The sequence below is a fragment of the Rhizobium sp. WSM4643 genome, from assembly GCF_025152745.1.
Lineage (GTDB): Bacteria > Pseudomonadota > Alphaproteobacteria > Rhizobiales > Rhizobiaceae > Rhizobium > Rhizobium leguminosarum_I.
This window is the reverse complement of the sequence record NZ_CP104040.1, coordinates 1,860,734-1,881,856: the sequence shown is the minus strand read 5'-3', so window position 1 is coordinate 1,881,856 and position 21,123 is coordinate 1,860,734. Positions and strand designations below refer to the sequence as shown.

21 protein-coding genes, 1 tRNA gene and 1 pseudogene are annotated in these 21,123 nt (G+C 58.7%); 17 read left to right on the top strand and 6 right to left on the bottom strand.

What is annotated here, in order from left to right:
* Positions 1-172 precede the first annotated feature (172 nt).
* Both N1937_RS09575 and N1937_RS09570 read left to right on the top strand, forming a co-directional pair.
* Entirely contained in the window at positions 173-2,104 is a 1,932-nt protein-coding gene (locus N1937_RS09575; protein WP_260058437.1) for a hypothetical protein, read from the top strand.
* A gap of 24 nt (positions 2,105-2,128) precedes the next feature.
* Positions 2,129-2,347, top strand: a complete 219-nt coding sequence (locus tag N1937_RS09570; RefSeq protein ID WP_017964206.1) for a hypothetical protein — start codon at positions 2,129-2,131, stop codon at positions 2,345-2,347.
* A 416-nt stretch (positions 2,348-2,763) separates the two neighbouring features.
* Here the strand turns inward: N1937_RS09570 and N1937_RS09565 are convergent, their stop codons facing one another.
* On the bottom strand, positions 2,764-2,991 hold the full coding sequence (locus N1937_RS09565) for a hypothetical protein (RefSeq protein WP_222290943.1): 228 nt from the start codon (positions 2,989-2,991) through the stop codon (positions 2,764-2,766).
* A gap of 103 nt (positions 2,992-3,094) precedes the next feature.
* On the opposite strand from N1937_RS09565, the pseudogene N1937_RS31415 reads away from it, so the two are divergent.
* Both N1937_RS31415 and N1937_RS09555 read left to right on the top strand, forming a co-directional pair.
* Positions 3,095-3,330, top strand: a pseudogene (locus N1937_RS31415) (hypothetical protein).
* Positions 3,331-3,421: 91 nt separating this feature from the next.
* Positions 3,422-3,622 (top strand): hypothetical protein, encoded by a 201-nt coding sequence (locus N1937_RS09555; protein ID WP_164579233.1) that lies wholly within the window; start codon positions 3,422-3,424, stop codon positions 3,620-3,622.
* A gap of 393 nt (positions 3,623-4,015) precedes the next feature.
* Here N1937_RS09555 and N1937_RS09550 read toward each other — a convergent pair whose 3' ends face one another.
* From N1937_RS09550 to N1937_RS09540, 3 genes are read right to left on the bottom strand one after another with little or no spacing between them, the layout of a single operon-like run.
* A complete protein-coding gene (locus N1937_RS09550) occupies positions 4,016-4,639 on the bottom strand; it encodes a TetR/AcrR family transcriptional regulator (protein WP_260058434.1) in 624 nt (207 codons plus the stop codon).
* Positions 4,640-4,647: 8 nt separating this feature from the next.
* On the bottom strand, positions 4,648-7,758 hold the full coding sequence (locus N1937_RS09545) for an efflux RND transporter permease subunit (protein ID WP_260058433.1): 3,111 nt from the start codon (positions 7,756-7,758) through the stop codon (positions 4,648-4,650).
* Complete coding sequence (locus N1937_RS09540) at positions 7,758-8,873, bottom strand: efflux RND transporter periplasmic adaptor subunit (protein ID WP_222290938.1); 1,116 nt, start codon at positions 8,871-8,873, stop codon at positions 7,758-7,760. Before N1937_RS09540 ends, N1937_RS09545 begins: the two co-directional genes overlap by 1 nt.
* 99 nt (positions 8,874-8,972) lie before the next feature.
* On the opposite strand from N1937_RS09540, the gene N1937_RS09535 reads away from it, so the two are divergent.
* The 13 genes from N1937_RS09535 to N1937_RS09475 all read left to right on the top strand — a co-directional run bounded on the left by N1937_RS09535 (position 8,973) and on the right by N1937_RS09475 (position 20,108).
* Complete coding sequence (locus N1937_RS09535) at positions 8,973-9,566, top strand: TetR/AcrR family transcriptional regulator (RefSeq protein ID WP_260058432.1); 594 nt, start codon at positions 8,973-8,975, stop codon at positions 9,564-9,566.
* Between the two features lie 230 nt (positions 9,567-9,796).
* A complete protein-coding gene (locus N1937_RS09530) occupies positions 9,797-10,612 on the top strand; it encodes an oxidoreductase (RefSeq protein WP_170263353.1) in 816 nt (271 codons plus the stop codon).
* A gap of 422 nt (positions 10,613-11,034) precedes the next feature.
* Positions 11,035-12,372 carry a site-specific integrase gene (locus tag N1937_RS09525; RefSeq protein ID WP_260058431.1) on the top strand — a complete coding sequence of 446 codons (1,338 nt, stop codon included), beginning with the start codon at positions 11,035-11,037 and terminating at the stop codon, positions 12,370-12,372.
* The gene (locus tag N1937_RS09520; protein ID WP_260058430.1) at positions 12,369-13,001 is read left to right on the top strand and encodes a hypothetical protein; all 633 of its coding nucleotides are present in this window, start codon (positions 12,369-12,371) and stop codon (positions 12,999-13,001) included. Before N1937_RS09525 ends, N1937_RS09520 begins: the two co-directional genes overlap by 4 nt.
* Before the next feature lie 123 nt (positions 13,002-13,124).
* Complete coding sequence (locus tag N1937_RS09515) at positions 13,125-13,337, top strand: helix-turn-helix transcriptional regulator (protein WP_260058429.1); 213 nt, start codon at positions 13,125-13,127, stop codon at positions 13,335-13,337.
* Positions 13,327-13,782, top strand: coding sequence for a hypothetical protein (locus tag N1937_RS09510; protein ID WP_260058428.1), 456 nt, complete (start codon positions 13,327-13,329; stop codon positions 13,780-13,782). Before N1937_RS09515 ends, N1937_RS09510 begins: the two co-directional genes overlap by 11 nt.
* Complete coding sequence (locus tag N1937_RS09505; protein WP_260058426.1) at positions 13,779-15,359, top strand: TOTE conflict system archaeo-eukaryotic primase domain-containing protein; 1,581 nt, start codon at positions 13,779-13,781, stop codon at positions 15,357-15,359. The genes N1937_RS09510 and N1937_RS09505 overlap by 4 nt, the downstream gene beginning before the upstream one ends.
* Before the next feature lie 714 nt (positions 15,360-16,073).
* Positions 16,074-16,673, top strand: coding sequence for a hypothetical protein (locus tag N1937_RS09500; RefSeq protein WP_260058425.1), 600 nt, complete (start codon positions 16,074-16,076; stop codon positions 16,671-16,673).
* A 187-nt stretch (positions 16,674-16,860) separates the two neighbouring features.
* On the top strand, positions 16,861-17,607 hold the full coding sequence (locus N1937_RS09495) for a phage terminase large subunit (protein ID WP_260058424.1): 747 nt from the start codon (positions 16,861-16,863) through the stop codon (positions 17,605-17,607).
* 59 nt (positions 17,608-17,666) lie between these two features.
* On the top strand, positions 17,667-18,329 hold the full coding sequence (locus N1937_RS09490) for a hypothetical protein (protein ID WP_260058423.1): 663 nt from the start codon (positions 17,667-17,669) through the stop codon (positions 18,327-18,329).
* Positions 18,330-18,340: 11 nt separating this feature from the next.
* Entirely contained in the window at positions 18,341-19,063 is a 723-nt protein-coding gene (locus N1937_RS09485) for a hypothetical protein (protein WP_260058422.1), read from the top strand.
* A 10-nt stretch (positions 19,064-19,073) separates the two neighbouring features.
* Positions 19,074-19,574, top strand: a complete 501-nt coding sequence (locus N1937_RS09480) for a hypothetical protein (RefSeq protein ID WP_260058421.1) — start codon at positions 19,074-19,076, stop codon at positions 19,572-19,574.
* Between the two features lie 207 nt (positions 19,575-19,781).
* Entirely contained in the window at positions 19,782-20,108 is a 327-nt protein-coding gene (locus tag N1937_RS09475) for a hypothetical protein (RefSeq protein ID WP_260058420.1), read from the top strand.
* A gap of 11 nt (positions 20,109-20,119) precedes the next feature.
* Here N1937_RS09475 and N1937_RS09470 read toward each other — a convergent pair whose 3' ends face one another.
* Together N1937_RS09470 and N1937_RS09465 are read right to left on the bottom strand one after the other, a co-directional pair.
* Positions 20,120-20,878: a hypothetical protein gene (locus N1937_RS09470; protein WP_260058418.1), complete on the bottom strand. Its 759-nt coding sequence runs from the start codon at positions 20,876-20,878 to the stop codon at positions 20,120-20,122.
* A 102-nt stretch (positions 20,879-20,980) separates the two neighbouring features.
* Positions 20,981-21,056 (bottom strand) — tRNA-Lys (locus tag N1937_RS09465).
* Between the last annotated feature and the right edge of the window lie 67 nt (positions 21,057-21,123).

Below are 21,123 nucleotides of genomic sequence, written 5' to 3'. Positions count from 1 at the left end.
TTGCGAAATTCGTTTCTGCCGTTAACTTGGAAAACGTAGCATACGTTTTCCAGGTACTATTGAATTTCATGGCGCATTGGGAAAAAGTCCGCCGCGAGTGCGACTTCTGCTGGTGCAATACGCACACTACGCTTTCGTGCAGACGCAGAGATGTGATGACTTGAAGGGCAAAATGGCGCTTGTTCTGAAGACCTTCGGTAGGTTGCAGCTCGTTGACGAGGACGGGAATGGGGTCGCGTTTCCGGAGAAAGGCCTGCTGCTTCTCGCCTATTTGCTCACGACCGACCAAGGTTCGGCGGATCGAACAACATTGGTGAGCTTTCTGTGGGGCGACGCCGACAGGGACGATACGCTTGCGACTTTGCGTAAGTTGATTTCGAGAATGAAGGCCCGTCAAATTGAACTCGGGATAAATATCCTTTCATCCCAGGGCAACATGGTCACCCTCGACCGGGAGTCTCTGTCTTCCGACATTCTGCTATCCGGGACAGAGGAAGAGGTTGAACCGTTCTCCCGGCTTAAGCATCTCGTGAAGCTCATGAACCAGCCTTTTCTGGGGCCGGTTCACAGTCATAGCCGTCAGTTTCAACGGTGGCTCGCCGAGCGAGAAATTTGCCATATCGAGCTTCTCGGTAATACATTGAGAACGGCGTTCCGACTGCCGCGGTCGCAGAAGGAATCCGAACTCCTGAGGAAGGCTGCAGTTATCCTCTTTCGGACGGAGCCGAAGGATCCCGATACGCTGCAAATGCTCATACAGATATTCCAGGCGGAAGAGGAAGTTGCGTCCCTTCGGAATCATTTTGAACAGCGGCGGAGTTCGATTTTGCGGGGAATCGCCGCGCGCGCCAGATCCGATGACGATGACGCAAAATCCCTCCGTCCGACATCAGCGCCTGCAAAGCCGAAACTCGAGGCCGCTCTTCCCGTTGAGCCCGAAGATATCCGGATTGCAATTCCCCGCCTGGTGCTGCTTCCGCCCAAGAACCAATCCGCGCGACCCCAAGCCGGTTTTTTAGCCGCATCTTTGGTGGAAGATATCACAATCGGATTTTGCGCCTTCAACAGCCTGGAGGTCATAGCCCCCTATTCGGCGGTTCAAATCGGCCACCACATGGAGACGCAGAAAGCCTTCTTTGAACGGCATCGCGTCAATTATATTCTCGATACCCGGATCAGCAACACGGACGATGACGTCACCCTGTTCGCCCAACTGATCTTTTTCGACCAAAATCAAATAGTTTGGGCGGAAAGATTCAGCCTTGATCATATGGATCTCGTCAAAGATCGGAGAACTGTCGCCCGACGGATCGCTCTCTCGGTGTCCAGTGAAATCGAGCGCCATGAGACGTTGCGCGAAGATCTGAACCCGATCGCTTACCATCGATATCTTGTCGGCAGGCGGCACCTGGCGCGATTGACGCTTCCGAATCTGCGGCGTGCGCGCAAGGAAATGAAAGCCGCACTCAGCGTCAGCCCCGATTTCGCGCCGGCGCTGAGTTCGATGGCCCGGACCTACTCGAAGGAATGGTTGTTGACGGCCAGGGGTGATGCCGATCTTTTGCAATCGGCGGAGATTTTGGCAAAGCAGGCCACCGAGACGCGTCCGGACTTCGCCGATGGATATCGCGAGTTCGGGGTCGCCAAACTGTTACAGGGGGCATTTGACGAAAGCGCCGAGGCAATGGAAGTGGCCGAGAGCCTTGCTCCACACTACGCCGACGTGATTGCCGACTATGCAGACACCTTGGTTCATTGTTCGCTCCCCGCGATGGCCTTGCGAAAGATCGAGCGGGCAATCGAGCTGAACCCGCTTGCTCCCGACACTTATTTTTGGACCGCCGCGGGAGCGAACTACGCCCTCGGAGCTTTTGAAGAGTCCCTGGATTACATCGGGCAGATGGCCGATCCGAGTCTCGCGGATAGGCTATCTGCCGCAAGCTGGGCTATGCTGGGCCGTCAGGACAAAGCGCGGGTCTTCGTCAGGAGGTTTCGCGAAGGCAACCCGGCCTTCGATGTGGACAAGTGGTTGTCTGCTGTTCCAAGTAAAGAGCAGTGGCATAAAGATCTTTATCGTGAAGGCCTGAAGAAAGCTGGATTTTAAACATCAATCGTTGGAGGGAAAACCATGGCTACAGTTGTTATTATTAGTGTTGACGGCCGAGACGAACTCTGGATCGCTGATCTGGACAACGGCACCGTCGTGCCGCTCCCGGAGCCCAAATCAGGCGGCCTGAAAGTGGTGACCGATCTTCGCGCGACCGGGACAACCTTGACGAAGGGCGTGAATATCGCCGTGGTTGTCAAATCTGCGGAGGCAGCACTTTCGGGCCATTATGATGGCTGAACGCCGATAACCTTAGCGGCGTGAGGCTGGAAGGCGGCAGCACGCTGGAACGAGGCTTCAAGTGGTCGATATTCATGGCATCCGACGGCGCTTGGCCGTACCAGGAGCACCCGAGGTGGCTGGAAGCGCCTTAGTTTCTTCGACAACAAAAACCCGGCTTTCACCGGGTTTTTGTTCAGGCATTGCCACGTGGAAGTTGGTTCCTGTGTCTTAGCCGACTTCATCAAGCGTCGCGTTATCCTGCACCGACGCACGTAAACGACATTCCAGGCCACGCTCGCAAGCGCTCGCCAGCGGCTGATCGCCGGCGGCTTCAATCTCTTCCGAGGGCCTTCCGAAGCAGCGGGACAACTGGTGTGACTGATCATCGATCCTTCACTGGTCTTCCCCTGAGATGCCTTTCAGCCTCCTCCACTTCAGTGTTTGAGCAAATGGGTACCTATGGTGCCGACCATAATGCGGAGATCATCTTTTGATCGTACTCCATGTTCGAACATGGAGATCAACTGTTGAGCTGCTTTGATCGCACTTAGGCTATCCTTGGGGCAGCAGCGTGCGGCGCACCATTCGTCATAGATGTCCTCGATTATTGCGAGGTCTTCTGGACCCAGCGCCGACTTGGAGCCGTGCATACCTTGAAACATCGCAATCCTCCCAGATGCTGACGTGACACGTAACAACGAACTGATTTTATGCCAACTTCCGGAGACTTCAATGTGCGGTATAGGACAGAGGGAAGCTCAATTGCTGCGGCAAAGACGCAAGGCCGCTGCCCACGTCAAAAATACCCACGGCCTGGACCCGCTCAACGTTTCTCTGCGGAGCCTGTCAGATGAAGAAGGCCTTGGCGCGTTACTCTCGCTTGAAATGATGGATACGAAGTGATCTGGAATGCCTGGAGAAAGCCGGCTTCTGCATATGTGTGGAGCGGCCCGAACGAACACTGGTTGTCGGATGGGAACAAAGACCTATCCGGAAAATAGAGATGAGACCTCACGAGCTTGTGTCTCCCTTCATGCCCTTTAAAAGGAGATGTTCCATCCCATTATCGTTCCGAAAGAAGTGAGAGCGATCATGATCCGATCCCAGATAGCCGACGCACAAACCGTGTTGAGCGACGAAGAAGTAGCCCTCTGCCAGAGAGTATTTGACCACATCAGCTCGGTGCGACAAATCACAACGGATACCGAGCGCGAAGATCTGGCTCGGCGGGTGATCCATTCGTACCAGCATGGGGTGAAGGACGAGGGCGCGTTGCTACGACTGTTAATCTGAGATTGCGGCAACTATCTTGATGACTAGAAAAGGTGGAAGCGTCGGGGTTCGAACCCCAAAAAATTTCCTAGATGTTTAGTGTCCCGGCATTTGATGGCGCGGATCGAAGGTGAAGCGCTGGAGTCGTGAAGCCCGTGCTTTGCAAATGAACTCGTAGGGGTGAGGCCTTGATGGTTCGGTTCATACTCTCGACTTGACCGCGGATGCCTCGGCTTGGTCGTGGGGTGCTCGATATCGCCAGTGGCAGGTGTATTCAAGGTGATGCGTTCGCCATTGGCGATTGCTTCAATCGAGGTGTGCAGTCCCACCAGGCACATCGCCTGAGCGACGTATTCCTCGTGCGATGCTGCGCATGTAGGTCGCCTTTGTTGGTCGCGCGAGCAGCGACTTTCGTCATTCCCACCAAAGTGCTTGCAGGATAAACGAGATCTGTTCACCAAGGCCCTCTTCAGCATTCCCGGCGTTTCGAACCCGCTCCTCGACGAGGACCGGGTGGTAAAAAGGCACGAACGCATTCATCGCACTTCGGGCAGCTATGGCTGCATCGATGACATTAAAATTGCCGGCGTCTGCCCCTTCTTCGATAATATTTTCGATGATCGCCACAAGACGAGCGCTATGGGCGCTAATAACTGGCCAGTTCTCCACCGTTGCAGCGACGATCAAGTCATGGACCGGCTTCTCTTCAACGAAGTTCTTTCTTCTCTCCTCATGGAGCAGCTTGAAAAGACTTTCGAGCTTCTCGTGAGCCGGCGCCTCTTGCCGGGCGACTGCATCCGCCAACCGAGCAGCTTTCTCGATGAACCGGCCGCAGATCGACTTGTTGATCGCTGCCCTCGACGGGAAGAACCGGTAGATGTTGGCACTGCTCATCCCGAGGCAAGATGAGATATCTGCGACAGATGTCTTCTGGTAACCGATGCGGCGAAAATGCTCTTCCGCCACATCGAGGATACGCTCGCGCCACATTTCGACTTCAGTGCCCGAGCGGCCCTGTGGGATCACGATACGTGGCACGGACGCCCCTATTCTGCCGCCAGCGCTATCGGCCGCGCCTGATGTTCGGCCGCTTCCTCTTTCTCAACTGCTTTGGGTGGTTTGATCCGAAACCACACAGCATAGAGGGCCGGAAGGAAGAGCAGGATCATCACGGTGCCTGCCGCCGTTCCGCCGATCAGGGTATAGGCCATCGACCCCCAGAACACTGAGTGGGTTAGAGGTATGAATGCCAGGATCGCCGCGAGTGCAGTCAGGATAACAGGTCTTGTTCGCTGGACGGTCGCTTCGATCACGGCATGGTAGTCGTCGAGCCCTGCAGCCTGGTTCTCCTTGATCTGCTCTGTCAGGATAAGCGTGTTTCGCATCAGTATGCCTGCGAGCCCGATCAAGCCGAGGATGGCGTTGAAACCGAAGGGTTGATTGAACAGCAGCAAGGTCGGAACCACCCCGGCAAGACCAAGCGGTGCGGTCAGCATCACCATTGTCATTGTCGAGAGACTGCGAACCTGCAGGATGATGATGATCAACATGGCAGCAATCATCAGCGGGAAAACCTGCGCAAGCGCAACATTGGCTTTCAATGACTCCTCGATGTTGCCGCCCATCTCGATACGGTATCCAACGGGAAGCGATGCGATCAGCGGCTGGAGGGCCTTCATTACCTGTTGCGACACCTCCGGTGGCTGCGTCGCCTCGTTGATATCAGACCTTATAGTGATGACCGGGGTCCGGTCACGACGCTTCAAGATCGGCTCTTCGAACCTGATCTCGGAATGCCCGATTTGATCGAGGGGAACCTGGCGGCCATCCCGGCTCATCAGCGAAAAGTCGGCAAGTCGTGACGGGTCGAGGCGGTTTTCGCCAGCACTTCGAGCAACGACAGGCACGTTGCGGATGTTGTCGCGCACCTGCGTGACAGGGATGCCGGTGAGCAGCATCTGCATCTGCTGGGCAGCCTCCGACGGAGAAAGACCAATCAAATTGAGCCTCTCCTGGTCGGGGACAAATCGCAGAACAGGTGTTCGGTTGCCCCAGTCACGGTTGGCTTGGCGGACATCGGGAACGGTCTTCATGATCGCCAGAGCCTGCTCGGAAATCTTATAGAGTTCATCCTGATCAGGCCCCATGATCCGGAACTCGACCGGGAACGGCGTGTACGGACCAAACACGAGTTGAGTGACGCGCACAGAAGCTTCGGGAACAAGACCCTCCGAAATAGCGGCACGAAGGCGGTGTTTCAGTTCTTCGCGCGCATGGGCGTCGGGCGTGAGAACGACGACCTTGGCGAAGGCGGGATCCGGCAATTCCGGTGCCATAGCAAAGAAGAACCGGGGTGCGCCCTGCCCTACGTAACTTGTGACGATATTGGTCTCGGGCTGGGTCTGTAGCCAGTCTTCAACCTTCTTCACCGCGGATGTCGTCGCCTCGATGCTGGTGCCCTCGGGCATGCGCACTTCAACCAGGACCTCCGGGCGATCCGATGTCGGGAAGAATTGCTGCTTCACGCCGCCCATCCCAACAACCGAAACGGCCATGGTGATGCCTACCACGGCGCAGACCATGAACTTATGGCGGACAGCGAACTCGATGCCGGAACGCAGACGACGGTAGTTCGGCGTGTCGTAGATGGCGTGATGACCGCCCTCGACCGGCTTGATGTTCGGCAGCATCTTGATGCCAAGGTAGGGCGTGAAGGTAACAGCCACGATCCAGGATACGATCAGGGCAAAACCGACGACCCAGAAGATGTTACCGGCATACTCGCCGGCCGTTGATTTTGCGAACCCCACGGGCATCAGCCCGATGATCGTCACCAGCGTGCCCGACAGCATTGGCGCCGCAGTATGGCTCCAGGCATAGGCGGCCGCCTTGATGCGGTCCATGCCCTCTTCCATCTTCACGACCATCACCTCAATGGCGATGATGGCATCGTCCACAAGAAGGCCCAGCGCAAGGATCAAAGCGCCGAGCGTGATGCGGTCGAAGAAGCGCCCGGTTTCCAGCATGATGAGAAAGACCACGGCAAGTGTGAGCGGCACGGCAAGCGCGACGACAATGCCAACGCGCCAGCCGAGTGCGACTAGACTTACGAACAGCACGACGCCAAGCGCCATGGCGAACTTGAGCATGAACTCGCCGACGGCCTCCTCGATGTTGACAGCCTGATCGCTGACCTTGGTGAGCGTCATCCCCAGCGGCAGTGTCTCCGCGATCGTGGCGGATCGAGCCTCAAGCGCTTTTCCGAGATCGAGTCCGTTCCATCCCGCCTGCATTACGGCACCCAACATGATTGTCGGCTCGCCTTCATGGCGGATAAGGTAGGTGGCAGGATCTTGATAACCGCGCCGTACATCCGCGATATCGGAGAGTTTCAAAGTACGGCCAGCGGCCACGATCGGCGTGTCGGCAACGGCCTGCACACTGTTGTAAGCTCCGTCGAACCGGATGAATACCTGTGGCCCCCTGGTGTCGATCGACCCGGCGGGTGTGACCGTGTTCTGTCGCTGCAAAGCAGCAGCGATGTCTTGCGCCGATATGCCGAGTGTCGCGAGCTTCGCGTAGGAGAACTCGACGAAAATCTGTTCGGGACGTTCCCCGACGATGTTGATTTTCTTGATACCAGGAACATGCAGCAGGTCCTGCCGGATGACCTCTGCCTGCCGCACGAGATCGCGCATTGGCAGTCCCTTTGCCTTCAATGCATAGAGACCGAAACTCACATCGGAGTATTCATCGTTGACAAATGGCCCGATGACGCCCGGAGGGAGATTGCGGGCTTCGTCACTAAGCTTCTTGCGCGCCTGATAGAATTCTTCTGCCACGGCACTTGCCGGGGTGTTATCCTTGAGGGTGACCGTCAGGAAAGCGTAGCCCGGTCGAGTTGTCGTCTCGACGCGGTCGTACCATGTGAGTTCCTGAATGCGCTTTTCAAGCGGCTCGGCGACAAGGTCCTGCATTTCACGGGCAGTGGCACCTGGCCAGACCGAAGTAACAGTTAGGGTCTTGATTGTGAAAGACGGATCTTCGGCGCGCCCCAGCTTGACGAAGGCGTAGGCGCCAGCGGCGGCCAGCAGCACAATAAAGAACAGGGTGATGGCACGTTCGCGAACGGCGATGGCCGACAGATTGAAGTTCATTACTTTTTTACCTCTTGCTGCGCGGCAATCCTGATAACCGCGCCGTCGGCGAGGAGATGCGCGCCCAGTGCGACAACTTGCTCTCCAGTTCCAATTCCCCTGACGAATGCCATCTCCTCGCCAATCTGCTGAACTTTGACCGGAGTGAACTTCACCGTTGATGTTGTGCCGTTGACGACCCACACTCCAGTGCGACTACCGTCATCCAGAATTGCGCCCACTGGTATAGCAACCTCCGACTGGCGGTCAGCATCGAGAATTCCAATCGTCACTGTCGAGCCAAGCGGGGCGGAAGCCGCATCGCCTTCGAGAACATAACGCGCCTCGTAGGTACGGGTTTGCGGATCGGCGGAATCCGAGATCTGCCGAAGTTTGGCCTTTCCGCTTAAACTTCCGCCTGCATAGACGCTGGTCTGCGCTTCGGAGCCAATCTTGGGCCGCAGGGTCTCCGGAAGCCAGATAACAGCCTCGCGCGGGCCCGCCTGCGCCAGTTGGACGACCGTCTGGCCCGCTGCCACGACTTGTCCCGGATCTCCAAGGGTCAGGGTTATGGTTCCATCAGCGTCGGCAACAAGAAGCGTGTATGCAGTCCCATTTTCGGCCACCTTGGCGTCGGCTTCTGCCGCAGCAAGCTGAGCAGAGGCTGTGTCGAGTGCTGCTTTTGCCTGTTCATAACGCTGCGGAGTAGCTGCCAAGCCATTTTTTACCAACGCCGCATAGCGCTTTTCGTCTGCTTGCGCCTGAACCAAGACAGCACGTGCTGCGGTAACGGTATTACGCTTTGCTGTCAGCGCGAGTTGGAGATCGGTCTCGTCAATGCGCATCAGCGCCTGGCCTTGCCTCACCTGCTGCCCGACGTCGACCATCCGCTCGACGATTTTGCCGGGAACACGAAAACCAAGGTTGCTTTGCACCCGGGAAGCGACAGTGCCTGTGAAAGAGCGCTCAGCCGCACCGGTGGTCGTTGCCTCCACCACTCTTACGAGTGGTGACGCTGTTCTCGGATCAGCGGCCACCGCTTCCTGCTTGCTGGGTTCAAAAACCACGAAAAAGGCCCCGGCTGCGCCGGCCGCTGCCACGAGACCTACGAAAGTCAGGACAAGTTTGCGTTTCATTTTGAGTTTCTCTTCTTGACGGGCGACATGGATAATTTAGATTGCGACCTAAATCTATTTTTGTTATAGATGTCAAACAAAATCTAATCGGAGGTCGATATGAGAGTGAGCCGGGCACAGGCTGAGGAGAACCGCGAAACGGTGATCAACGTCGCAAGCCGTCTGTTCCGAGAACATGGCTTCGATGGAATTGGGCTAAAGGATCTGATGAAAGGGGCCGGCCTTACCCAGGGAGGTTTCTACAAGCAGTTCGCGTCGAAGGACGACCTCGCCGCACTAGCATCGCGGCGTGCGATGGAAAGCGCCACACGGAGATGGTCTGCAGCGGCGGCAAGTAGCTCCGATCCCCTTGAGGCAGTCATGGCGTTCTATCTTTCATCGGACCACAGAGGTGAAAAGTCAGAAGGCTGCCCACTTGTGGCGCTGGGATCGGACGCGGCTCGCCAGAGCAAAGAGGTCAGGCGCCCATTTGAAGACGGGATCCGGGCTCACTTCGAGGTTCTGGATGAACTGATGGCCAGCGACACGAGCTCTAGTCCCAGCGGCGGGGCGATGGCCATACTGTCTCTCATGGTGGGCGCCGTTACGCTGTCGCGGATCATGGAAGACGAGGACCTTTCACGAGGCATCCTTAACGCAGCGGCTGGCGAAGTCAGGCGCATTGCGCGCGGCGGCGACGTCGCTGAAGGCTAAGCCGGGTTCAATGACCTGGCGCCGAAAAGTGCCGAAGTTTAGCTCCCGCCCGGCAAGGTGAGTGTGTCCTAAGGCTCCTGCATAAGCCGCATATTTAGGGAACAGGCCAAAGCGGTATCCGTCGACTGCCTGACGACATCGTCGGAGACCTCCCTTTTTGCTTGTAAGTCGCAGAAAGCCTACCCGAGTTTTAGAAGCAGCAGCTCATCACACAGAAAGAAGTGATTTCCATGAACAAGAACAATCTTGGCGTAGCCTTGGTGACTGGGGCATCCACCGGCATCGGGTATGCAACGGCCGCAGCCCTGCAGAACGCGGGCTTTCGCGTGTTCGGAACCAGCCGCCGCCCCGCAACCCAGAGGAGCGACGGTGTATCCATGCTGACATGCGACGTGACCGACGACGCGTCGGTGGCGAAACTGGTTGATGACGTGCTAGCAGAGGCCGGCCGCATCGATCTTCTTGTCAATAATGCTGGCATGGGGCTGCTTGGTGGCGCGGAGGAGTCCTCAATGGCCCAGGCCAAGTCGTTGTTCGACGTGAACGTCTTCGGCGTTTTCCGTGTGACCAACGCGGTGTTGCCGGTTATGCGACGCCAAGGGAAGGGCAGAATCGTGAATTTGAGCTCGGTACAGGGGTTCATCCCCGCTCCCTATTTCGCGCTCTACTCGTCGACCAAACATGCCATCGAGGGTTATTCCGAATCGCTCGATCACGAATTGCGCGCCTTCGGCATTCGCGTTTCGCTGGTCGAGCCAGCCTACACCCGGACGTCGTTCGAAGACAATCTCGCCAAGCCGGATCAGGTGCTCGATATATATGACTCTGCGCGCGCTGGCATGAATGTAGTCGTGCAGAAAGCAATGGAAATAGGCGACGCGCCCGACGTGGTGGCAAAGGCAATTATTGCCGCTGCGACTGATCCCGCTCCAAAGAGGCGTTATACGGCCGGAAAAATGGCACGACAGGTCAGTTTTCTGCGCCGCTTCGTCCCTGCATTCGCATTCGACAAGAGCCTCCGAAAACAACTCGGGCTGCCGGTCTGAAACCGACGACATCCTGTTCCGCTTGATGAACAGGCGTCTGGGCGCATTTCAGAAGATGACAATGGCAGCATCGACGCAGGAAACATGCCGCCCTGTTGGCGCGAACGCTTGCCGCGGCGCCATCGGCGGGGCAAGGGCGACGTCTGTCCAGTGAACTTCTTCAAGTATCCGTCGCGCGGATGCCTACAAACCTACGCCTGCCTCCCGGATGACACTTGGTGAGAGCGTCGGGGTTCGAACCCGAGACCTACTGATTAAAAGTAGGCAGGTACGGGAGCCGGTGGCGTTAGCCTGGAGCTGGCGTACGCTGGTATTTAATTGAAGATACTAGCTTTTCTGGAAAACTCACGTTAGTTTAGAGCTGGAGTGCGCGGGCTAACGCCGGAGAGCGCGTTAGCTGCAAGATAGCCCGGAGGCTAGCCGTGAGCAAGCAGACAGAGCCGAAGAAGAAAATCACCCGCGCCGTGTTGGAGAACGCCCAGCCCCACGAGGATGGAAAAACTACCCGAGTAATCTGGGACAGCCGCCTAACGGGTTTCGGTCTGCGTATCCGACCGAGCGGCGCTAAGACGTTTGTCTACGTCTACCGCGCCAACGGCAAGCCAAAGTGGGCGACCATTAAGGCGACAACCGCCGACGATGCCTTCGCGCAAGCGCAGGAGATGGCCAATCAGTACCACCGGGGGAAGGACCCGGTTGCTGAGCGAGAGGAGGCGCAGCGTGAGGCCAACCGGAAGAGCAATGCCGCCACGGTAGGCTCCATGCTCGACCTGTTCGTCGCCGAGCACGCGAAGGGCCAGTTGGCTGAGAAGACTGCGGACGAGTACGAGCGGACGGCGAACAAGATCCTCAAACCTGAGATTGGCAAGATCAAGCTGGCGGCGCTGACGATGGAGGACGTACATTCGCTCTTCGACAGGCTCAGCAAGCGCCCGCGCCAGCGTCGCAGCAAAAAGCCCAGTCCGAATGCCAAGCCCCTGCCCCCGGCCAAGGCTCAAGCCGAGGGCGCTATGCGAATGCTTCGGGCCGCGCTCAACTGGTCCCGCAGCAAGAAGAAGGCCACGCTCTACGGCAACGCACTGCCGCCGCCGCTGGATTTCAAGGAGCTTGGGCTGAAGGGGACGAACCGGCGGACGAGGCTCTTCACGGAGAACGAGGTTGCGCGCCTTATGGCGGCGACGGACACGATGGCGGCGGAGGGTCGCCTACAGCCTTCGACGGCGCTAGCCATCCGGCTCATCTTCGCGCTCGGGGCGCGGGCGGGCGAAGTGTGCAAATTGCAGTGGAGCTACATCGATCGCGAGGCCGGGCTAATAATTTGGCCCAAGACCAAGACCGGACAGTTGGAGAAACCCGTCACGCCCGAAGTGGAGCGGTTGCTGAAGGCTGCCCCCCGGTTCGTCGGTTCGCCGTGGGTCTGCCCGGCCACGGACCCGGAGCTGCCGCTGCGCGTGGACGTTTTGGGCTCTGCTTTCAAGCGCGTTATGAAGGAGGCGGAAGTGACCGGGGGTTACGGGATTAGCTCGCACACCATTCGACATTGGTTCAGCACAAAAACCTACACGGACTCCGACCTGCCTATGGCGGTGGGAATGGCGGTCGTTGGGCACAAGTCGGTCGCTACGGCTATGCGCTACACCCACGTCAGCCGTGAGGTGCTGGCCGAGGCGGGGCGGTCGGCGGCGGCGCGGCGCGAGCGCACCGTAGAAGCGGCAGCGGCGAAGGGCAAGGTGGTGCCGATCAGAGGAGAGAAAGAGTGAGCGAGGAAAAGCCGCCAGAGTGGCCTCATGGACGGCAGGACTATACGCGCCTCAGTTTGCTGGCGAATTGGGTGGAAAACCACCTCGCAGAGGAGGGTCAGAAGCTCTCGGAGTTGCGCGAAGAGCGCAACCCGATTCCCGAGGGGGCGGCGGATGACGAGATATGGCTGACGAAGCATGAGAGGCAGATGCTGCTCGATGCTTTCGAGAAGAAGGATAACTGCGGACGACGCTGGAGCGCCGTCGCTGCGCACCTGCTGTCGCCAGAAAAATCACCTCGGTTCGTCGTGATCGTCGCCGGGTTGATCGAATACAATGGCTTTCACACTCGTCCGGAGCTGGGTCAGGAATTTCGCAGGAGGGTACGCGTATTCGAGCTGTATCAGTCCGTGCGCAGCATTCTGCAACGAGACTATTCCAACGCGAAATCCTTCGACAACCACGCGAAATGGCTGACCGTCGTGCTTTCCGATAAGGCCGAGTGGGGCACACTGGACAGCAAGCTTCACACCCAGCGCTACAAGGAGGTGAAAAAGCTGATCACTGATTTCAACCGGAGACACAATAATCGCGAGAAGGATGAGTTGTACGAGATCGTCTATTCAGTCTGGTACGACCACGCGCGATGACCGAGTTGTCGCTCCCGACAAGTTTGTAGGCGCTTTTAAAAACGCCGCTACGTCCACGCGCCAACCAGCCCTATAGTTAGGCCGTTACTACGACCGGTAACGGTCTTACTATAGGAGAACGCAATGACAGCAGAAAATGAACTATTCCCGCCAAATAAAGCTGGAGAATACCTTGGAGGCGTGCCGTACGATACTTTGAGATGGTGGCGCTATAAGAGGGTTGGCCCCCGGTTCGTTCGGATCGGGACGCGGAAGGTGGCTTACCGCAAGAGTGATCTCGACGCCTTCATCGCGCAGGGCCTCACCGAGACGCAGGAGGCTGCCAATGCCAGATAATAATAAGGGCGGGGTTGCCGCCCCGCCCAGTAACCACCTTACTCACAATGGTTCGAATAATAGCGTGCCGCGCGATGCCGGTAAACCCGACCCCGCCCTGTTCGATCCACGGATCGAGGAGATACTGGACAAACGCTTCGATAGCGACATAGCGGAGGTGTGGTTCATGTGCCCTCCGTGCATGGAAGAAGCCGACCAGAAGATGGAGCGCGCCACCAGCGAAGGTTGCCAGTTGAACCCGGAGGACGAACACTGGCTGCTCAACAGTGCGTTGGCCGTCGAGCCAACGTTGCGTGTGCGCCGGTTCACGAGAGAGAAGGAGGGCGAATTGGGGCTGTACGACTGTTGCCGTTGCAACTGGTCCGGGGCGCACTTACGCTACCTCAAGCGCCAGTACGAAGCGGCTCTGCTGCTAGAGGCACAGGCAAAAGAGGGTGATGAATGACCCTCCAGCCGATCGACAACTTCAAGGGGCGCTCCGCTGCGGAGCGCCTTCACTTCCTATTCGCCGGTGCCATTGCCCATCATGGCACGTATCGGCACGAGCCCACGTTGGTCGAGCCCGGCGAGAAGATAAGTATAAGGGGCTCGGCAAGAACAATCCGCAAGGAGCCAACGCTGGAATTGTATGGCCGTCATCTGGAAGGAGCAGCGCCGCTTGGCATCTGCCCGCTCAGACCTGACGACACCTGCCTCTGGGGCTGTATCGATGATGACGACCGGAAGGTAGATCATGCCGCTCTGGTTAGGCGGGTCAGGGCTGCAGGGCTTTCTGCGATCGTGTGTCGCAGTAAGTCAGGCGGTGCCCATCTATACTTCTTCCTCTCATCTCCGATGCCCGCCGCCGATCTTCAAGGGAAGCTGCGCGAGATCGCCACCAGCCTTGGTTATCCGCCCGAGACTGAGGTCTTCCCGAAGCAGACGCGCAATGCCGACATCGACAAGACCGGCGGATGGCTGAACCTACCGTATTTTGGCGGCGACGGGACGGATAGACATGCGGTCAAGGAGACGGGGCTGGCCCTGTCTGTCGCCGAGTTCCTCGATCTGGCCGAACGTTCGGCCATGACGCCCGAGCAGTTCATGACGCTCAAGGCATCCCCGGATCGGCCGAGCTCGGCTCATGCCGGGGGTGATGTAACGTCAGATGAGTTCGAAAAGATGTTGGCGCGATGGCTGCGCGAGCTTGCAGGAGCGCCCCACGGCAAACGCGACGATATTCTGATGCAGGTCGCGCGCGACGTCGGCAGATGCTCAAGCGTCATCGCCATCGACAAGCCAGCGGCGGAGTGGCAGGCGCGCGTGGTCTGGCGTAAGCTCGGCAAAAACGATCAGGAATTCGACCAGCAATGGAAGCACAACGTCGAATGGGGCGAGAAGAAAGGCAATCCGCCGCGCCTGTGCGATGGCGACGGTGGCGGAGGTCGATTTCCTGACATCGACGGGATCGTCGTTCTGGTCGGCGGCGAGGAGGACGAATGGCGGCTGACGCTTAGGGGCTGGGGCGACATCACGCTACCTGTCCGGGAAGTCATGCACTTCTATACCTTCAATGTGAAATGCGCGGCCCGGCTGGGCGCGATCTTCGACCAGATGAAGCAGGACGCGTGGTATCAAAAACTGCGCGATGCACGGGATCAGGCAACATTCGAGCAGATACCGGAGGCCGAAACGCCTGAATACGAGATGCGCGAGCTGTTGCGGGTTTTCTTGACCGACAAGTACAGGGCCGACACCTTAGACGAGATCTTACTTGGCAAGCCGTACCTAGATGAGGACGAAGGACGGCGGTACTTCCAATTCAAATTTCAGAAGTTTCTGCTGCGCATGGATTCCAGCTTCGGCAAGCTGAAACCAAATGTCGCCGGTCGTTGGGTGAGAAGAGCAATCGGTAAGGAAAATCTGATCGAGACCAAGAAGATGATCAAGGGCAAGGCCATTAAGGTCTATTACGTGCCGGCTGAAATCGTTGATCCTACGCCAGAGCTTCCGCTGCCGAAGGTGGAGAAGCCGCCAATTTGACGGAACCCCGTTTGTATAAGGGTAATGACGGTGCGGTATGGATCATGAATCTGGCCGCATCATCGACTTTTTATGATGATGGCCGGTGCGATTTAGAGAACTCCGTAGGAGGCCGCTGGAGAGCGCCCGCTTCCGGCCGACCCTACCCTAGTGGCCGACCCCGCCGCGAGAACGGGCGGTCGTGCCAGGGTGGGCGGCGGTCGTGCCGCGTGGTAACGGGCGCGGTTAAGGCGGCGTGGAAAGTGGGCCGAGGACTATTAATGCCGGGGGGTCACTAAACCTATAGCCCCACCTTATCACGTGCATGCCCGTATATAAGCGCGCCCGCGTCGTGAGAGGTTAATAAGGGTAATACGGGTACATGCGCACTTTAAGGAGCTTTTTCCGGTGGTTAGCGTACCCTTATGATCTTAATCTGATGCGGGTAGGTGCGGGTAGGTGTTGGCGCTGTGGAATCCCCGGTAACGGGCTCAGCCTCGTCGCACCGAACCGTTATAACCTTTCGCCGTCCCTCTTCCCGCGTCGTCGCCCTTTGCGCTAGGCGCTTTCACTCTCCGCGAATGCGACCTCCCTATCAAGGGTTAGTAGGTCAGCCCATAATAAAAGCCTTTAAATCAGAGCCTTAGCACGCTAATATACAACCTAGGGTTGCTTCAGCTAACGTGCAGCTAATCAAAAGTAACCCGCCGACCCTTTTAGCGAGTTCCGCCGCCCATGGCCAAACGAGGCCCAGAATGTTCAGTTTGCAGGCACCGTGAGCGGGCGGCCATCGACCTTGCACTGGCTCGCAATGTGCCGTTCGCCGTGCTCGCCAAGCGATACAAGCTCGGCTCGGATAGCATCCGTCGCCACGCCAAGAACCACATGCCGCCTCAACTCCGCGCTCAGCTTCTGGCCGGGCCTGAGATGCCTATGGACATCGACCGGCTGCGAGAGACAGAGTCCCAGTCGCTGCTGTCCAACATCGTGGCACTTCGACACCGGCTCTTTGCCATGATGGACGCCGCCGAAGAGGTCATGGACACAGCGGCGGCGCAGCGGGTCGCGGGCCAACTGCACCGCAACTTCGAACTGACGGGCAAGCTACTCGGTGACCTGAACACCGGCACCACCATCAACAACAACGTTCTCGTATCCCCGGTCTACATCGAGATGCGCACGGAACTGGTCAAGGCGCTACGGGGCTTTCCCGACGCGCGGCAGGCCGTGGCACTGGTGCTCCAGGGGCTGGAAACGCGGTTCGCCGAGGGGATGGTGATCGACCACTCCTACGCCAGCGGCCCCGTACCGAGCAACGAGGGTCGTGGCTCATGAAGAACCTCGGAAGGCTCCACTTCCGAGTACCAGCGCAGCCCCGCCGCTCGCTGGGTGCAGGCAGACCGGCAGCGCCGACGCCCAGGTTGACGGCTGGTTTCCCTGAGCGTCGTTTCGGGCCTCCTCCTTTGTGTTTGCCCGACGCGCGCCGGTCTGCCTTCTTTCCCCGCTCGCGGGGGCCGCGCCAATGTTAGCCCGCGACCTTGCCCGCGCACTGGACCCCGTCATCACGGCCAATGAATGCGGCATAGAACCCGACCCATGGCAGGCGAGCCTACTCCGCGCCAATCCCCGGCGCTCCCTGCTGCTCTGTTCGCGCCAATCAGGCAAGTCAACCGTCGCGGCCATCCTCGTCATCCAGACCGCCCTCTTTGTCCCTTCCGCGCAGATCGTCGTCGTCAGCCCGACGCAGCGCCAGTCCAACGAGCTGTTCCGCACCATCATCGGCTTCCTTGGAAGGCTGCCGGGTGCGCCCCGCCCCACCGCCGAAAGTAAGCAGGGGACGGAGCTTTCGAACGGTGCGCGCATTCTCTCGCTACCCGGCACCGAAAAGACCATCCGCGGAATTGCCGGGGTGGACCTCGTCGTCATGGACGAGGCCGCGCGCGTGGAGGACGAACTGCTAACGGCGGTGCGCCCAATGCTTGCTACGAAGCCAGACGCCCGCCTAGTCGCCCTAACGACACCAGCGGGCAAGCGCGGGTGGTTCTACGAGGCGTGGGTCGGTGACGATCCCTCATGGGAGCGCGTGAGGGTTCCGGCGAGCGCCTGCCCCCGGATCACGCAGGAGTTTCTGGACGAGGAACTGAAAGCCCTCGGCGCAATCAAGTTCAGTGAGGAGTACGGGCTGGAATTCCACGATCCCCTCGAAGCCGTTTTTCCGCTTGCCATCATAGAGGCCGCATTCACGCAGGAGGTTAGAGCGCTATGGTAGCACACTCCAGACACCCGATAGGCCGGGGCGGCAGAGGACCATGGCAGCGCATACCTGTCGTGCCGGTTAGCCGCTTCATCATGGGAGTGGACCTCGGTCAATCGAACGATCCAACCGCCATATCCGTCGTCCATCATACAGTGTCACCGACCGGGGACTGGATCATCAGCTATGGCGACCACGTCAGGCCCAACGTGACCCGCGAACGCAGTGAGACCCGGTTCGCTGTACGCGCCCTGGAGCGCGTGCCGCTGGGCACTCCCTATCCGCAGGTGGTGGCGCGCGTCGGCGAACTGCTTGACCGCCCGCCGCTGCGCGAGGGCTGCGACCTTGTCGTTGATGAGACGGGTGTCGGCCGGGCCGTATCCGACATATTCGAGTCAGCGGGCATGCGACCGCAGCGGGTCGCCATCACCGCCGGCAACGAGATCACCAATCCCGAGAACCGCCGCTGGCACGTGCCCAAGGCGCATCTCATCAGCACCGTGGATGCCCGGCTGCACGTTGGCGAGCTTCGCTTTGCCGCTGAACTGACCGACGCCGGGGCACTGGCCGAAGAGCTGAAGGATTTCCGCCGCACGGTCAGCGCCGCAGGCCGCGCTAGCTTCAACGCCCGCGAAGGCAAGCACGACGACCTCATTCTCAGTATCGCCATCGCTCTCTGGTGGGCCTCACGCCCCCGGACAGGTGGAGGCCAAGCTGCCATTTCTGGCTTTTTCTGAAGGAGAAGACGATGAAGCTCAGACCACCGCAAGAAATTCACGAGGCCGCCGTCGAGCAGCACTATGCCCGCGCGCCCAGCGGCGAGGTGGAGAAAGACGCGGCGATTGCCTCGCTCGCTACCGCCGTGCGCACCACGCGGATCAATAGCGAGTCCCTTGCAGGCTATGCCGATACCATTGCCAAAGACCGGTTGTTATCATCGGATGCCGCCCGGCTCAAGTTGAGGGAGAATGCCCTTAAGCTGGCCGAAGCCACCGCGAAGAAGCTGGACGAAGCCAAGGCGCTGGTGCAGCAAGAAATTGCGGAGATCAGCGCTCGCACCAGCACACCCCCTGCCCCGCGCGATCAACTCTCCGCTGGGCTGGAAGCCGAGATTCGGGCGCGGCTGGCCGGCATGCAGGAAAAGGCCCGCGATGAGGCTATCGGCAAGGCATTTGCCGAAATGGACACGAACATTATCGCCGCCATCCTACGCGGCCCGGCGCTGCTGGTCGGTATGAGCCAAACCCGCCATGACATCGTCCGCCGCCGCTACCGGATCACATTCCACCCCGACGAGGAGGCGCGGCTCAAGCGGCTCACTGCCGCGCTCGAAGCCACGGAGCGCAGCGGGCGCTCTTTCATCGATTACATCGCCACCGCGACGACCGGCTCGGCCACCCAAATCGCCGAGGCAGCCGCCAACGCACAGGCAGCCGAGCAAGCCATCGCAGCCGCAATCGCACAAGAGTAGGAGCAGAGCAATGAAGGTTGACATCGATCTTGAAGGCGTGCTGACGAGCGCGCAGGAAATGCCAGAGGAAATTACCTCGATCGAAGACGTTCCCGAGGGTCTGCGGGACTTCTATAGGCAGAACGGTGACCGCCTAAAGCTGGACCACGCCCAGCGTGACGCGCTGGTGGCCAACGTCTCCAGGGCGGTGGAGGATAACAAGCTGCGCGGCGAAAACGCTCATCTGAAGGACGAGAGCAACCGGCGGCGGGTGGTCGAGACGGTGCGGGAGCAGCTAGCCCGGTTCGTCAAACCAGAGCTTATGCCAGGTGCTGTGGCTCTGTTTATCTCGCAGCACAAGTTCGGCATTAAGGATGGCAAGATCGTCATCGTAGGGCGGCGCGGACGCGAGGAAGCCGAGATGGCGGCCATCAACTGGATTGCCGAGGACGGCGAAGCCTACGCCGCACCGCAGCGCCCCGAGGCCGGGGGCTTCGCCGCCGAGGTTGCCCGCCTGAAGCATCTGAACTGACCGATGGTCACGCAGAGGGCTCGCCCTCCAAGTCGCATAAGGGCGGACCGCGACCCCGACCGCCCACCTAGAGCCGCGCCTGACGATCCACTCCGCCGCACAGACAAGGCGCTGCGGCTGGTCTACGGCGTCGTCCTCCCCCGGATGCACAGCGAGCGCATTGTCGGTCCCGGAATGGCGCGGGCAAGCTGGCAGAGGCAGTTCGTCTTGAACCATGCGGTATTTCAGCAACTCGCGGCCGAACTCGGTGAGGCCTGGATGGACCTAGTTCGCGATGCTGACAAGACCGACGCAAACGCCCGCCGGGTGGAGCGCCGCCACATGGAAGATGCCGCTGAGGAGATTGTCGCCGTGGTGAATGCGCTATTGCCGCCGCTTAAGGAGGTAGTCGTGCGCCGGGCGGCAGGCATGAACTGGAAGGCTATCGCTGAGGCGCTACCCCACCGTGCCTTCTTCTCCATGCAGGATGACCACGCCGCCGCGCTGCGCCGCGTGTGGGACAAGGCTGGGGATGTCGTCAGGCGGCTGATCTAAATGTGACCGGATCAGATTTCCTTGTTTGCCGATTCCCAGAGCCTATCGCTCACGGCTTTTTCAATCTTCAAAAACAGAGTTTCACCTTCATTCTCGAAGGTCTTAGAGGCATCACGTACACGAGGACGAACATTCTCCTGCTCGTTCACGTTATGCTCAATGAGGGCATGATGGATGATGTCCAGCATCTTACGCATCATGCCTTTGAGTTCTGATTGGAGAAAAATTCCGTTTTTGGTAAAGCTTAGATCGAAGTCTCTCAGCTTGCCTAGGACCTCGGCAGATCTGTATCGGTTGTGTGTTTTTACGTACTGATCTTGTTTGTTGCGGGCTTCCATGATTTCCCGCTTCTGCCATTCAGCGAAGCTGGTCCCATCTAGGAACTGGCGCAGTGCATCGTCACCAAGGTACTCCACGTGAGCATAGCTTTGCATCGAAGAGGTGTATGCGTTAGCCCACAGTTTGGCTTCGACAAGCTTGCCCCAGAGGTCAGGCAAGACATCAAATTCTCGATTATGGAGACGGGTGATACGGTCAAAAGCTGAATTTATTTTGTGTTTCAGCTTTTCGAGTTCTTGGGCTTGTCCAGCTTTGTATTCCTCGAGACCTTTAGCGAATTTGTTCTCGATCCACTTCTGGCCGAACCATTGAAAAGCGGCCCACGCAGCCGCGACAACGGTTGCCAAAGTCAGCCCGAACGTAGCAATGAAGGCCGCGACAGGCTTGACCCAGTCCCAAGCCCAAAACACCCAGACCCAAACCTGATCCACCCGCCGCTCCGTTCGAATCGTTAGCTTCGCGTTAGCCCGACTCGGAAGCCAGCTAACATAATATTAGTATGCTCCGTAACTAGCTTATTTTAAAGGGAAATATGGTGAGAGCGTCGGGGTTCGAACCCGAGACCTACTGATTAAAAGTCAGTTGCTCTACCAGCTGAGCTACGCTCTCCCTCTCCGCGGGTGTGCCCACCCCGGCTGGAAGTGGGCGGAACATAGGCAGGCGACTCATTGCGGTC